We start from the raw sequence: 14,200 nt of genomic DNA, 5'->3' as shown, positions 1-14,200 counted from the left end.
CCGACGCTGCGCGAGACGCCTACCGCAACGCGGCGGCGTCCGCGGGCGTGCGGGCTCGCCCGGGCAGCCGGGTCGAGGCACGGCTGACCGAGTCGTCGCGTACCGCGTGACCGCGCAGGTCGATCAGGCCTGATCGAACAGGGCTGATCGAAGGGTCAGCAGCACCAACCGTCGCCGACCCTGCTCGTCTTGGCGCCGCCGGCCTCGGCCGGGGCCACGGTGCCGACGGTGCCCACGGTGGCCATGAGCGCGATGGCGAAAGCGATGATGGTCTTCTTGATGTTGAGCATGTCTGTCTCCTCGGGTTTGAACTTCTCGAGAATCTTCGCAAATAACCCGCCCGAATGTGACCCGTTGTGTAAAGTTCAGGCAAGAACAGATGGCAAACCCCATTGCCTGCGATGAGAAGCAGACGGCTGGCGGGCGTCAATCTCCGAGGACCGCAACGCAGGATCATTCCAACCTGCGGGCTGAGACCCCCCGCTATCGGGACGGGGGGTCTTGATCCGGCCAGGTTCATGAACAGGCCGGCTCTGTCTGCGTGGATGCAAACAACCTGACGAAGCGGGCGAAGTTCATTCGAGCATGGCGCCGGTGACTACGAGCGCCTCCCGCCGGAGCTCCTGGCTCAATTCTCGTCGAGCCGTCCCAAGGCTTGTTCGGGGATCCTCGCCCGTCGCCTCCAGATTCGGAAGCGCTCAGAGCAGTGGATCTGAGGCAGGCAATGTTCGAGGACGTTGACTTGGCCCAATCAAAGCCCCGGTTCGGCTGACAGGTGAGCATCGTCGTGCCTGACGCACGTACGACTACCTGCCGGCGTGGCCCTTCGTCACTCGGGCCGGGTCACGCCGCGCCGCAGGGCGACGAACCAGGCGAGCCCCGTCAGCAGGTGCATCACGACGAGGGCCAGCTGGGTGTCGAGGTCTGCGGTCACGGTGAACGGCATCGGCACGGTGAGGATGCCGATCGCCAGGCCGAGCCAGGCCAGCGCGGACCACGCGCGAGTGCTGAGCCGGGACGCGACGACCAGCGCCAGGCCCCCGACGACGATGCTGCCGACGGTGAACACGACGACCGGTCCGGCGCCGACGGTGAAGGCCGCGCCGTCCGGCCGCACGACGTGGAAGTCGGCGCCGAGGAGGCGAGCTGCCCCCCAGACGACCAGATTGCCGAGCACGGCAGCGGCGAGGGCCACTCCCGTCGCCCGCGCGGCGGCGGATCGAGTGCGGGCGGGAGCAAGGGTGGTGATGGACATGATGGTTTTCCTCATCAATAGTGGTATGCCTCAAGTAACTTCCAGCGTAGACAGATGCTGGTAGAAGTCAACTATTGACGTGCCCGAGTAGAATGCACGCATGGCCTCCGCGCGCGCCCTCACCGAGGCACACGCCCTCACCCAGCGGCTGTTCCGACTCAGCGAGATGGCGAAGGCGGCCTTCGCCGAGGCGGTCGCCGAGCACGGGCTCACCCCTGCCCAGGCCCGGGCCCTGTTCTTCCTGGAGGAGCCGTCACCGATGAGAGCGCTCTCTGACCACCTCTCCTGCGACGCGTCCAACCTGACGGGGATCGCCGACCGCCTCGAGGCCCAGGGGCTCGTCGAGCGCGTGCAGGGCGAGGACCGCCGGGTCCGTCTGCTGCGTCTCACCGAGGAGGGCGAGCGGGTCAGGCGCGAGGTCGGCGAGCACGTGACGCGCTCGCCTTCCCCGTCCGACCGCCTGACCGCCGCGGAGCGGCGGCAGCTGGCAGCGCTCCTCGACAAGATGCTGGGGGAGTGACGGCGACCTACGCGTCGATGTGCGACATGTCGCCATACCGCTCGCCCACCACGGCCCCGCGTGGCACTGCGGCGTCGAGCTCGGCGAGGTCCTGGGCGAACAGGTCGACGGCGAGCGCGCCGACGTTCTCCTCCAGATAGGCCACCCGCTTCGTGCCGGGGATCGGCACCACGTCGTCGCCCTGGGCCAGCACCCAGGCGAGCGCGAGCTGACCTGGCGTGCAGCCCTTCGCGTCCGCGAGGGCGGCGACCCGGTCGACCAGCGCGAGGTTGGCCTCGAGGCCCTCGCCGTTGAGGCGGGGGAAGTACGCCGTGGCGCGCGCGTCGTCCGCCGGCAGGCTGCCGGGCCGCAGGGCGCCGGTCAGGATGCCGCGGCCGAGCGGGGAGTAGGGCACCAGGCCGATGCCCAGCTCCCGGATGGTCGGCAGGACCTCGTCCTCGAGATCGCGGGTGAAGAGCGAGTACTCCGTCTGCAGGGCCGTGATCGGGTGGACGGCGTGGGCGCGGCGGATCGTGCCTGCCGCGGCCTCCGAGAGCCCGAGGTGGCGGACCTTGCCGGCGGCGACGAGCTCCGCCATCGCGCCGACGGTCTCCTCGATCGGGACGGTGCGGTCCACGCGGTGCTGGTAGTAGAGGTCGATGTGGTCCACCCCGAGCCGCTGCAGCGAGGCGTCGCAGGCCGCGCGGACGTAGTCGGGGCGGCCGTTGATGCCGACGCGAGTCCCGTCGGGACGTCGCTCGTTGCCGAACTTCGTCGCGAGCTGCACCTCGTCGCGGCGGCCGGCGATGGCGCGCCCGACGAGCTGCTCGTTGGTGAACGGGCCGTACATGTCCGCGGTGTCGAGGAAGGTGACGCCGAGGTCGAGGGCCCGCTGGATGGTCGCGATGCCGCCGGCCTCGTCGGGGCTGCCGTAGAACTCCGACATCCCCATGCAGCCGAGGCCGAGGGGGCTCACGGTCAGGGCGGACGTGGTGCCGAGGGTGCGGTGTGTGTTCGTCATGTCCGCCAGCGAACTCCTTGGAGCGCGCTCGAAGTCAAGCGGTCCCCTCGACCTTGCTCTCGTAGAGCGCGATCTTGTGGTCGATCGCTCGCAGGTGGGCCGTCACCTCGGCCAGCTTCCGCTCCACCAGCTCGCGGTGCGAGAGGAGCAGCGCCAGGCGCTCGGCCTCGTTCCCGGCGCCCTCCCGGACGAGCGCGGCATACCGGCGTACGTCGCGGATCGGCATGCCGGTCGCGCGCAACCGGGTGATCAGCTCGATCCAGGCGACGTCGCGGTCGGAGTAGCGCCGGTGGCCGGACGCCGCCCGCTCGACTTGATCGAGCATCAGCCCGTCCCGCTCGTAGTAGCGGAGGGTGTGCGCCGTGAGGCCCGTCCGCTCGGCGGCCTCGGCGATGGTCAGCGTGGTCACCCGCCCAGTCTCCGACTGCGAGTGCACTCGAAGTCAACCGGGGCGGGGTCAACCGAGCCCGGGACGGTAGAACTCCTCGAGCGCGAACGGCCCACCGACGTACGCCGCTTCCGCCTCGTCCTCGGGCCGCGGCTCCACCTCGCCGGCGAAAGCCTCGGCGTCGTCCTGCGGCTCGTAGCCCAGCCGGCGGCCGGGCTCGAGATCCCACCAGGCGCGGGTGTTGGCGGAGATGCCGTAGAGCACGGCGTAGCCCGGCGACGGCGCGGTGAGCGCCGCCTCGAACATGCGCACCGCGTCGCCGTGGGAGAGCCAGGTGGACAGTGCCCGGGTCGACGTCGGCTGCTCGAGGAAGCTCCCGATCCGGCAGGCGACCGCGTCGATGCCGTAGCGGTCGGCATGCAGCTGCAGCAGCGCCTCGGCGGCGATCTTGCCGACGCCGTAGAACGTGTCGGGCCGGGGGAGGGCGTCGTCGGAGACGAGGGCCTGCGGGTTGGCGGGCCGCGGCGTCCTCCCGACCGCGTGGTTGGACGAGGCGTAGACGATCCGGTCCACGCCGTGCCGCACCATCGCGTCCAGCAGGGCGCCGGTGGTGAAGACGTGCGAGGCCAGGCTGGTCGGCAGGTCGGCCTCGCTGGGGTGGCCCGCGAGGTGTACGACGGCGTCGAGGGGCTGGGCGGCGAAGGCGGCCTCGACTGCGTCCGGGTCGGTGCAGTCGGCGGTGTGCCAGGCGCCCGTGAACCCCTCAGGCTCGGGCACCAGGTCGAGGCCGACGACCTCGTGGCCCAGGCCCTCGAGCCCGACGGTGACGACGCGGCCGATGCTGCCGGCGGCGCCGGTGACCAGGACGCGCATCAGATCCGCCGGACGATCTGGCCCAGGAGGGCGCCCATCCGGCTGGCGGCGGCCCTGCCCGCCTCGAGGACCTCCTCGTGGTTGAGCGGCTCGCCGCTGATGCCGGCGGCGAGGTTGGTGACCAGGCTGATGCCGAGCACCTCCAGGCCGGCCTCGCGAGCGGCGATCGCCTCGAGGGTGGTGCTCATGCCGACGAGGTGGCCGCCGATCGCCCGCACCATGCCGATCTCGGCGGGCGTCTCGTAGTGGGGGCCGGGGAACTGGACGTAGACGCCCTCGTCGAGGGTCGGGTCGACCTCCTTGCACATGGCGCGCAGCCGCGGGCTGTAGAGGTCGGTGAGGTCGACGAAGTTGGCGCCGGCGATCGGGCTGGTCGCCGTGAGGTTGATGTGGTCGGAGATCAGCACCGGCTGGCCAGGCTGCCAGGTCTCCTTGAGCCCGCCGCAGCCGTTGGTCAGCACGATCGCGCGGCAGCCGGCGGCGGCCGCGGTGCGGACCGGGTGCACGACGGCGGCGACTCCCTTCCCCTCGTAGAAGTGCGTGCGGGAGAGGAAGACGAGGAGGTGGCGGTCGCCGGAACGGATCGACCGGATCCGGCCGCTGTGTCCGGCGACGCCGGCGGCGTGGAAGCCGGGCAGGTCGGTGGTCGCGATCTCGGCGGTGGCCTCGCCGAGCGCGTCGACGGCGGGAAGCCAGCCGGAGCCGAGCACCAGGGCGACGTCGTGCTTCTCGACGCCGGTGAGCTCGGCGAGCCCCGCGGCGGCCTGCTGGGCCAGGACAGCGGTGTCGGCTGCGGTGGTGGAGTCGGTCGTCACGACCCGCGAGCCTACGCGCTCACCAGCCGCGGACCACCTTCTCCTTCACGACCCCGTGCCGCACCCGCTGCGGGTGGTCGCCCACCTCGAGGTAGGCGAGCTCCTTCCTCGCGTGCACGTCGAGCACGGCCACGGCGTCCGACCCGCTCAGCGAGATCCAGCAGGTGTCGTGCGGTCCCTCGGTCGTCCAGTAGGGCTTGAGGTAGGTGTGGCCGGTCGTCTGCTCGTCGAACATCGTGCGCCTCGTCGTACGCCGGTCCACCAGCGCCGCGTAGTCGTCCATCGTGCCGGCGACGCACAGGGTGGTGCCGTCGGCGTCGATGGACAGCCCGTGGTGGGCGGAGTCGTTGACGTACTGCTCCCGCGGCAGGTCCGGCACCCGGTCGGGCAGCGGGATGACCCGCTTCACCGCACCCCGGCGCGGCTCGGGCATCCCACCGGAGGTGTAGTCGACGGCGCCGTTGACATCGGGCGCAAAGCGGTCGAACTCGACGAAGCCGTGGAAGTACGAGACCTGGAAGTAGACGTCCCTCGAGCCCGGCGGGACGGCCATCGGCCGCACGGCCGAGCTCACCCCGGGGTAGCCGGCCTCCGCGAGCTCCTTGCCCATGTCCCAGCGGCGCGCGACCTCGAAGTCGCGGGTGCGCACGACCTGGAACCAGCGGTCGCCCTTGACCGGCTCCTCGACGGCCGTGCCCTGGTCGCCCGGGAGGTACACCCGTCCGATCGAGGCGTGGTAGATCTTCCGGCCGTCCCTGGAGTAGTTGCTCTCGTGCGGCGTCTCGCCCGACTCGAAGGTGCGCAGCCGGTCACCCATCCGCACGCGGGTCCCGTCGCGGAGCGTCTCGTCGACCATGGAGTACTCGATGACCTGGCGTGCGGTCGAGTCGCTCACGAGCAGCCGCCGGCCGTCGGGGGACAGGCCCATGTGGTCGGTGCGGTTGCCGTCCATCTGCTGCTCGCGCACGATCGCCCCGGGCTCATCCGCGGACGCCTTGGCGATGTCGATCCAGACCACGTCGGCGAAGCTCGGCCGCGAGACGGCGAGGTGCCTGCCGTCCCGGGTCGTGAACATGTCGTCGACGTACTGGTCGTGCCCCTCGCCCGGCCCCTGCTGGATCGCGAGGTAGAGAGCCAGGTCCGCGGGGTTGCCGTGGATCGCCGCGAGCTCCTCGGCCTTGTCGGGGACCAGGTCGATGCCGCGCCTGAGCACCTTCAGCGTGTCGGCGTCGACGACCGTGGCCGTGCCGGCCCAGTTGTTGCCCACGAACATCACGCTGCGCAGCCGCGGGCTCGGGTCCGACGACTGCGTGGCCGCCGCGGGAGCGTCGTACGACGTGGGGGCGAGGACGAGCGTCGAGCCGGTGAGGAGTCCAGCCAGGCCGAGGATCAGGGCACGCATGCCCGCCTCAACGGCGTACCGGCCCGTGAGTCACCGGTCGGGGCGTCACAAGCCCGTCGAGCGGCAGGCACGGCGACGCAGCGCCGCGACGTAGTCGGCCGGGGCGTCGGCGGCCTCGGCTGCGTCGGCCAGCACGCCGAGGTAGGACGCGCTGGGCAGGCCGCCCTCATAGGCGTCGAGGACGTAGGTCCACACGAGCAGCTCGCCGGTCAGGGTCGAGACCCGCACCTTGGTCTTGCGGTAGAGGCCCGTGTCTGCGGAGTCCCAGGTGTCGAGGAGCTTCTCGTCCTCGGGGGTCACGTCGTAGACCGCGACGAAGACCTGCTCGAGCGGGTCCTCGACGATGGTGGCCAGTGCCCCGTCCCAGCCGTGCTCCTCACCGCCGAACGTCAGCCGCCAGCCGGTCAGCCAGCCGGTCGTGTGCAGCGGGGAGTGTGGACAGCGCTCGCTCATGCGCGCGGGGTCGAGGTTCGTCCCGTAGGCGGCATAGAGCGGCATGAGATGAAGGGTAGCGAGGCACTAGGGTGGCCCCGTGAGCGAAACGCACTTCAACACCCTCGTCCTCGGCGCCGGTCCCGGAGGCTACGTCGCCGCCATTCGCGCAGCACAGCTCGGCCAGTCGGTCGCAGTCGTGGAGGATAAGTACTGGGGAGGTGTCTGCCTCAACGTCGGGTGCATCCCGTCCAAGGCCCTGCTGAAGAACGCCGAGCTCGCGCACACGCTCGCGCACGAGAAGGAGAAGTTCGGCATCGAGGGCGACGCCACGATGTCGTTCGGCCCGACGCACCGGCGCTCCCGCCAGGTGAGCGCCGGCATCGTCAAGGGCGTCCACTTCCTGATGAAGAAGAACAAGATCACCGAGATCGACGGCTGGGGCACGCTCAGCGGCCCGAAGGCGATCGACGTGAAGGGCAAGGACGGCGCCACGACCTCCTACACCTTCGACAACCTCATCATCGCCACGGGCGCGACCGTCCGCCTGGTGCCCGGCGTCGCGCTGAGCCAGAACGTCGTCACCTACGAGGAGCAGATCCTCACCGACCAGCTCCCGGAGTCGATCATCATCGGTGGCTCCGGCGCGATCGGCGTCGAGTTCGCCTACGTGATGAAGAACTTCGGCGTCGACGTGACGATCGTGGAGTTCCTCGACCGGATGGTGCCCACCGAGGACGCCGACGTGTCCAAGGAGCTGCTCAAGCACTACAAGAAGCTCGGCGTCAACGTCCTGCTGTCCACCGCCGTCAAGGGCGTCGAGGACACCGGCTCGGGCGTGCGCGTCACCGTCGCCCCCGCGGCCGGGGGCGAGGAGCAGGTGCTGGAGGCCGGCAAGTTCCTCGCTGCCTTCGGCTTCGCCCCGCGCGTCGATGGCTACGGCCTCGAGAACGCCGGCGTCCAGCTCACCGAGCGCGGCGCCGTCGCGATCGACGACCACTGCCGCACCAACGTCGAGGGCGTCTACGCCATCGGCGACTGCACCGGCAAGATGATGCTCGCCCACGCCGCCGAGGCGATGGGCATCGTGGCCGCGGAGACGATCGCCGGCGCCGAGACCATGCCGGTCGACTACGACATGATCCCGCGGGCGACCTACTGCCAGCCCCAGATCGGCTCGTTCGGCTACAGCGAGGCGCAGGCCAAGGAGAAGGGCTACGACGTCAAGACGGCGACGTTCCCCTTCAGCGCCAACGGCAAGGCGCAGGGCCTCGGCGAGGCCGTCGGCTTCGTCAAGGTCGTCGCCGACGCCAAGTACAACGAGATCCTCGGCGCGCACATGATCGGTCCGGACGTCACCGAGATGCTGCCGGTGCTGACGCTGGCTCAGCAGTGGGACCTGACGGCCGACGAGGTGGCGCGCAACGTCTTCGCCCACCCGACGCTGTCGGAGGCGGTCAAGGAAGCCGTCCACGGCATCGCCGGCCACATGATCAACTTCTGACATGGCCAGGGACCGCGTCGTCATCATCGGCGGCGGCCCGGGCGGCTACGAGGCTGCCCACGTCGCCGCCCAGCTCGGGGCCGAGGTCACGGTCGTCGACACCGACGGCATCGGCGGCTCGGCGGTGCTCACCGACTGCGTCCCCTCCAAGACGCTGATCGCCACCGCCGAGCTGATGACGGAGGTGTCCGACTCCGCCGAGCTGGGCATCGACTTCACCGACCACCAGGGCGACGCGGCCACCACCCTGCGGGTGGACCTGGGGCGGGTCAACGCGCGGGTCAAGCAGCTCGCCGCCGACCAGTCCGCCGACATCGCCGCCCGTCTCCAGCGCGACGGCGTGCGGGTGCTGCGCGGGCGGGGCCGGCTCGGCGGTGACATGACGGTCGTCGCCTCGCTCCCCGACGGCGGCGAGGAGACGCTGCAGGCCGACGCGATCCTGCTGGCCACCGGCGCGGCACCGCGCGTGCTCGACTCCGCGGTGCCCGACGGTGAGCGCATCCTGACCTGGGAGCAGGTCTACGACCTCACCGAGGTGCCCGAGCGGCTGATCGTGGTCGGCTCCGGCGTCACCGGCGCCGAGTTCGCCAGCGCCTACCTCGCGCTCGGCATCGACGTGACCCTGGTGAGCAGCCGCGACCGGGTGCTGCCCGGCGAGGACGCCGACGCGAGCGCCGTGCTCGAGGAGGTCGCCACCCGCAAGGGCATGCACGTGATGGGCAACTCCCGGATGCAGTCGGTGATCCGCGCCGGCGACACCGTCACCGTCACGCTCACCGACGGCCGCACCGTGGAGGGCACCCATTGCATCCTCGCGCTCGGCTCGGTGCCCAACACCGCAGACCTGGGCCTCGACAAGGCGGGCGTCGAGACCGACGACGGCGGCTTCGTCAGGGTCGACCGCGTGTCCCGTACGTCGGCGCGCGGCGTCTACGCGGCCGGCGACTGCACCGGCGTGCTGATGCTCGCCTCGGTCGCCGCCATGCAGGGCCGGATCGCGATGTGGCACTTCCTCGGCGACGCCGTCGCGCCGCTCGACCTCAAGAAGGTCTCCTCCAACGTCTTCACGGCGCCTGAGATCGCCACGGTCGGCTGGTCGCAGCAGGCGGTCGATGCCGGCGAGATCGTGGCGGAGGTGGTCACCCTGCCGCTGGCCGGCAACGCGCGCGCCAAGATGCAGGGGGTCCGCGACGGCTTCGTCAAGCTCTTCATCCGTCCGGGCACCGGCATCGTGGTGGGAGGGGTGGTCGTCGGGCCGCGGGCCTCCGAGCTGATCCACCCGGTCTCCATCGCGGTCGCGGAGTCGCTCACGGCCGACCAGCTGGCCCAGGCGTTCACGGTCTATCCCTCGATGAGCGGCTCCATCGCCGAGGCCGCCCGGCGGTTGCACCGGGTCTGACACACTGGCGGGCATGTCTCGGGGAACCACCGCACCTGTCCTGCTCGCCATGCTGCTGTCCGTGGTGGGCGTGGCGCCCGCGGCGCAGGCCGACCGCAAGGTCGAGAGCTATGCCGTCGCGGGCCCGTCGGCGATCACGCTGACCGGCCACGGCTACGGCCACGGCCACGGGCTCTCGCAGTACGGCGCGCTCGGAGCCGCGCGGTCCGGACTGACCTGGCGGCAGATCATCGAGTTCTACTACCCGGGCACCACCTGGTCCTCCCTCGGCGGCCAGGTCAAGGTGCTGATCAGCGGCGACACGAGCAGCGACGTCCAGGTGGTCAACGAGGCCGGGCTCAAGGTCCGCAGCCTCGCGTCGCGGCGTACCTGGACCGTCCCGGCGAAGCGCACCACCCGCTGGCGGCTCGTCGGCGTCTCCGGCGGCCGCACACAGGTGCAGTGGAAGGCCGGCGGCTGGCGCACCTGGAAGACCTTCCGCGGCGAGGGCGAGCTCCAGTCGCGCGACGGCATCCTGACGCTGGTGAAGCCGGGCGACAAGGCGTCCTACCGGGGCAAGCTGCGGTCGCTGTCGCCCTCCCCGGGCAGCGCGGCCCGCGACACGGTCAACGTGCTGAGCCTGGAGAAGTACCTCCAGGGCGTCGTGCCGCTCGAGATGCCGGCGCTGTGGAGCGCCGACGCGGTCCGGGCCCAGTCGGTCGCCGCCCGCACCTACGCCGCCGCCGAGCGCTCCCACCCGAGCGCGCACCACTACGACCTCTGCGACACGTCGCACTGCCAGGTGTACGGCGGCTACGACGCCGAGCACCCGTCGTCGACCCAGGCGATCAAGGACACCGCGAAGCAGGGCCTGCTGTGGGACGGCCGGCCCGCGTTCACCCAGTTCTCCGCGAGCAACGGCGGCTGGACGTCGGCCGGCTCGCAGCCCTTCCTGGTGGACAGGGCGGACCCCTACGACGCCGTGCCGCCCGAGAACGTCCACCACACCTGGACGCACGCCGTCGACGACGTGGCGCTGGAGAAGCACTACCCGGCGATCGGCGACCTCACCCGCATCGACGTCGTCACCCGGGACGGCAACGGCGAGTGGGGCGGCCGGGTCGGCGACCTCCAGCTCGTCGGGACGACCGGCGTCGCCACGCTCGACGGTGACCGGCTGCGTGAGCTGCTGGGCCTGAAGTCGTCGTGGTTCACCTTCACGGTGACCCCCACGACCGCCCGCGCGCGCTAGGTCTTCAGCACCAGCACCAGGTCGCCACCCTCGACGGCCTGGGTGCCGGGGACGGCGATCCGCTCCACGGTGCCGGCGGTCGGAGCCGTGATCGAGGCCTCCATCTTCATCGCCTCGATCGTGGCCACCGTCTGGCCGGCCTCCACCTGGTCGCCCTCGGCCACCGAGATGGTGACGACGCCGTCGAACGGCGCGGCCACGTGGCCGGGCCTGGAGGTGTCCGCCTTCTCGGCGGCCACCACCGCGGAGGCGACGTTGCGGTCGCGGATGTTGACCGGCCTGAGGTGCCCGTTGATGGTCGCCATCACCGACCGGAAGCCGCGCTCGTCGGGCTCGCTGATCGCCTCAAGCCCGATGATCACCCGCTTGCCCTCGTCGAGGTCGACGACGTGCTCCTCGCCACGGCGCATGCCGTAGAGGTAGTCGATCGTCGGCAGCACCGACAGGTCGCCGTACGTCTGCCGCGTCTCGCGGAACTCCCGCGTCGGGCCGGGGAACAGCAGCTCGTTGAGCGTGGCCCGGCGGTCGCTTTCCAGGCCGGCCTCCTGCTCGGGCGTGAGCTCGGCGGCCGGCTGCTTCCAGGTGCGGCCCTCGAGCGCCTTGGTGCGGAACGGCTCGGGCCAGCCGCCGGGCGGGTCGCCGAGCTCGCCGTTGAGGAAGCCGATCACCGAGTCGGGGATGTCGAACTTGGCGGGGTTCTCCTCGAACTCGCGGGGGTCGGCGCCGACGGCGACGAGGTGGAGCGCGAGGTCGCCGACGACCTTGGACGACGGCGTCACCTTGACGACGTTGCCGAGGATGTCGTTGGCCGCGGCATACATGTCCTCGACCTGCTCGAACTTCTCACCGAGGCCCAGGGCGATCGCCTGCTGACGCAGGTTGGACAGCTGGCCACCGGGGATCTCGTGGCGGTAGACGCGGCCGGTGGGAGCGGGCAGGCCCGACTCGAAGGGCGCGTAGACCCGGCGGGTGGCCTCCCAGTAGGGCTCCAGCGCGTTGACGTGGGCCAGCGAGAGGCCGGTCTCGCGCGCGGAGTGGTCGGTCGCCGAGACCAGCGCGGAGAGCGGCGGCTGGGACGTGGTGCCGGCCATCGCGGCGCACGCCGCGTCGACCGCGTCGACGCCCGACTCGATCGCCGCGAGCAGGGTCGCGAGCTGGCCGCCGGGCGTGTCGTGGGTGTGCAGGTGCACCGGCAGGTCGAAGCGCTCGCGGAGCGCGGTGACCAGCGTGCGGGCGGCCGGGGCGCGCAGGAGACCGGCCATGTCCTTGATCGCGATCACGTGGGCGCCGGCGTCGACGATCTGCTCGGCGAGCCGGAGGTAGTAGTCGAGCGTGTAGAGCTTCTCGTCTGGCGACGACAGGTCGCCGGTGTAGCAGAGGGCCACCTCCGCGACGGTCGTCCCGGTCGCGCGCACGGCCGCGATCGCGGGCCGCATCTGCTCGACATCGTTGAGGGCGTCGAAGATCCGGAAGACGTCGATGCCCGTGGCCGCCGCCTCCTCGACGAAGGCCTGCGTGACGGCGGTGGGGTACGGCGTGTAGCCGACCGTGTTGCGACCGCGCAGCAGCATCTGGAGGCAGATGTTGGGCACCGCCTGGCGCAGCCTGGCCAGCCGCTCCCAGGGGTCCTCGGAGAGGAAGCGCAGCGCCACGTCGTACGTCGCACCGCCCCAGCACTCGAGCGACCAAAGCTGCGGCGTCGTGCGCGCGACGTGGCCGGCGACGGCGAGCAGGTCTCGGGTCCGGACCCGGGTGGCCAGCAGCGACTGGTGGGCGTCGCGGAAGGTCGTGTCGGTGACCGCGACCTGCTCCTGCTCACGCAGCCTGCGCGCGAACTCCTCGGGCCCGACCTTCAGCAGCAGCTGGCGGGTGCCGTCCGGAGCGGGGACGCCGAGGTTGATCGACGGCAGCTTGCTGACCGGGTCGACCTTGACGGGCGCGGGCCCGTGCGGCTGGTTGACGGTTACGTCGGCGAGGTAGCTGAGCAGCTTGGAGCCGCGGTCGCCGGACGCGCGGGCGGTCAGCAGGTGCGGGTGGTCCTCGATGAAGGAGGTGGTCACCCGGCCCGCGGCGAAGTCGGGGTCGTCGAGGACGGCCTGGAGGAAGGCGATGTTGGTGGCGACGCCGCGGATGCGGAACTCGGCCACCGCGCGCCGGGCCTTCTCGACCGCCTTGTCGAACGTGCGGCCGCGGCAGGTGAGCTTGGCCAGCATCGAGTCGAAGTGGGCGCTCACCTCCGCGCCGGTGTAGGTGGTGCCGCCATCGACGCGGACGCCGGCTCCGCCGGGGGAGCGGTACGTCGTGATCTTGCCCGTGTCGGGCCGGAAGCCGTTGGCCGGGTCCTCCGTGGTGATGCGGCACTGGAGCGCGGCGCCCCGCAGCGTCACGGTCTCCTGTGAGAGGCCGAGGTCGGCGAGCGTGGAGCCCGACGCGATCAGCATCTGCGACTGGACCAGGTCGACGTCGGTGACCTCCTCGGTCACGGTGTGCTCGACCTGGATCCGCGGGTTCATCTCGATGAAGACGTAGTTGCCGTGAGGATCGAGCAGGAACTCCACGGTGCCGGCGTTGCGATAGCCGATCTCCCGGGCGAAGCGCACCGCGTCGGCGCACATCGACTCGCGGATCGCGGGGTCGAGGTTGGGCGCCGGAGCGATCTCGACGACCTTCTGGTGGCGCCGCTGCACCGAGCAGTCGCGCTCGAAGAGGTGCATCACGTTGCCCTCGGCATCGGCGAGGATCTGCACCTCGATGTGCCGCGGGTCCACGACGGCCTGCTCGATGAAGACGGTCGGGTCGCCGAAGGCGCCCTCGGCCTCGCGCATGCAGGTCTCGATCGCCTCGCGCAGCTGCGCGCGGTCGTCGACCCGGCGCATGCCGCGGCCGCCGCCGCCGGCGACGGCCTTGACGAAGAGGGGAGCGGGGATGTCCTCCGCGGCGGCCACGAGGGCGTCGACGTCGGTGCCGGGGTCGACGGACTTCAGCGTCGGCACCCCGGCGGCCTTGGCGGCCGCGATCGCGCGGGCCTTGTTGCCGGTGAGCGTGAGCACGTCGGCGGTCGGGCCGATGAAGGTGATGCCGGCGGTGGCGCACGCCTCGGCGAGGGCCGGGTTCTCCGACAGGAATCCGTAGCCGGGGTAGACGGCGTCCGCGCCCGCCTTGAGGGCGACCGCGACGATCGCGTCGGGGTCGAGGTAGGCGCGCACGGGGTGCCCGCGCTCGCCGATCTCATAGGCCTCGTCGGCCTTCAGCCGGTGCTCCGACCACCGGTCCTCGTGCGGGAAGACGGCCACCGTGCGCGCACCGATCTCGTACGCAGCGCGGAAGGCCCGGATCGCGATCTCGCCACGGTTGGCGACGAGCACCTTGTTGAACATGGGC

At 71.3% G+C, this 14,200-nt stretch carries 13 protein-coding genes; 4 read left to right on the top strand and 9 right to left on the bottom strand.

Annotated features, from left to right (window positions below; translation table 11 throughout):
- Positions 1-155: 155 nt before the first annotated feature.
- Both DDE18_RS24135 and DDE18_RS22035 read right to left on the bottom strand, forming a co-directional pair.
- On the bottom strand, positions 156-290 hold the full coding sequence (locus tag DDE18_RS24135) for a hypothetical protein (protein ID WP_281258428.1): 135 nt from the start codon (positions 288-290) through the stop codon (positions 156-158).
- Between the two features lie 539 nt (positions 291-829).
- Positions 830-1,255 (bottom strand): DUF6069 family protein, encoded by a 426-nt coding sequence (locus tag DDE18_RS22035; RefSeq protein ID WP_116574580.1) that lies wholly within the window; start codon positions 1,253-1,255, stop codon positions 830-832.
- Positions 1,256-1,355: 100 nt separating this feature from the next.
- On the opposite strand from DDE18_RS22035, the gene DDE18_RS22030 reads away from it, so the two are divergent.
- Positions 1,356-1,775, top strand: coding sequence for a MarR family winged helix-turn-helix transcriptional regulator (locus DDE18_RS22030; protein WP_116574579.1), 420 nt, complete (start codon positions 1,356-1,358; stop codon positions 1,773-1,775).
- 7 nt (positions 1,776-1,782) lie between these two features.
- Here DDE18_RS22030 and DDE18_RS22025 read toward each other — a convergent pair whose 3' ends face one another.
- The 6 genes from DDE18_RS22025 to DDE18_RS22000 are packed head-to-tail and all read right to left on the bottom strand — an operon-like array spanning position 1,783 to position 6,751.
- Positions 1,783-2,775 carry an aldo/keto reductase gene (locus DDE18_RS22025; RefSeq protein ID WP_116574578.1) on the bottom strand — a complete coding sequence of 331 codons (993 nt, stop codon included), beginning with the start codon at positions 2,773-2,775 and terminating at the stop codon, positions 1,783-1,785.
- Positions 2,776-2,809: 34 nt separating this feature from the next.
- The gene (locus DDE18_RS22020; protein WP_245916941.1) at positions 2,810-3,184 is read right to left on the bottom strand and encodes a MerR family transcriptional regulator; all 375 of its coding nucleotides are present in this window, start codon (positions 3,182-3,184) and stop codon (positions 2,810-2,812) included.
- A gap of 48 nt (positions 3,185-3,232) precedes the next feature.
- Complete coding sequence (locus tag DDE18_RS22015; protein WP_116574576.1) at positions 3,233-4,036, bottom strand: NAD-dependent epimerase/dehydratase family protein; 804 nt, start codon at positions 4,034-4,036, stop codon at positions 3,233-3,235.
- The gene (locus tag DDE18_RS22010) at positions 4,036-4,851 is read right to left on the bottom strand and encodes a purine-nucleoside phosphorylase (protein ID WP_116574575.1); all 816 of its coding nucleotides are present in this window, start codon (positions 4,849-4,851) and stop codon (positions 4,036-4,038) included. The genes DDE18_RS22015 and DDE18_RS22010 overlap by 1 nt, the downstream gene beginning before the upstream one ends.
- A 19-nt stretch (positions 4,852-4,870) precedes the next feature.
- Positions 4,871-6,253, bottom strand: a complete 1,383-nt coding sequence (locus tag DDE18_RS22005) for a YncE family protein (RefSeq protein WP_116574574.1) — start codon at positions 6,251-6,253, stop codon at positions 4,871-4,873.
- 45 nt (positions 6,254-6,298) lie between these two features.
- The gene (locus DDE18_RS22000; protein ID WP_116574573.1) at positions 6,299-6,751 is read right to left on the bottom strand and encodes a gamma-glutamylcyclotransferase; all 453 of its coding nucleotides are present in this window, start codon (positions 6,749-6,751) and stop codon (positions 6,299-6,301) included.
- A 34-nt stretch (positions 6,752-6,785) separates the two neighbouring features.
- Between DDE18_RS22000 and lpdA the strand changes: the two genes are divergently transcribed.
- Genes lpdA through DDE18_RS21985 form a run of 3 tightly spaced genes read left to right on the top strand, consistent with a single transcriptional unit; the run spans position 6,786 to position 10,819 of the window.
- A complete protein-coding gene (lpdA, locus tag DDE18_RS21995; protein WP_116574572.1) occupies positions 6,786-8,189 on the top strand; it encodes a dihydrolipoyl dehydrogenase in 1,404 nt (467 codons plus the stop codon).
- A 1-nt stretch (position 8,190) separates the two neighbouring features.
- Positions 8,191-9,588 (top strand): NAD(P)H-quinone dehydrogenase, encoded by a 1,398-nt coding sequence (locus DDE18_RS21990; RefSeq protein ID WP_116574571.1) that lies wholly within the window; start codon positions 8,191-8,193, stop codon positions 9,586-9,588.
- 13 nt (positions 9,589-9,601) lie between these two features.
- Complete coding sequence (locus DDE18_RS21985; RefSeq protein ID WP_116574570.1) at positions 9,602-10,819, top strand: SpoIID/LytB domain-containing protein; 1,218 nt, start codon at positions 9,602-9,604, stop codon at positions 10,817-10,819.
- On the opposite strand, the gene DDE18_RS21980 is transcribed toward DDE18_RS21985, so the two are convergent.
- Entirely contained in the window at positions 10,816-14,196 is a 3,381-nt protein-coding gene (locus tag DDE18_RS21980) for a pyruvate carboxylase (RefSeq protein ID WP_116574569.1), read from the bottom strand. The genes DDE18_RS21985 and DDE18_RS21980 overlap by 4 nt on opposite strands.
- Positions 14,197-14,200: the final 4 nt, after the last annotated feature.

Origin of the sequence: Nocardioides gansuensis (assembly GCF_003076135.1) — a bacterium.
Lineage (GTDB): Bacteria > Actinomycetota > Actinomycetes > Propionibacteriales > Nocardioidaceae > Nocardioides > Nocardioides gansuensis.
Note: the sequence above shows the minus strand (reverse complement) of the source record. Positions and strands in the feature narration are given on the sequence as shown.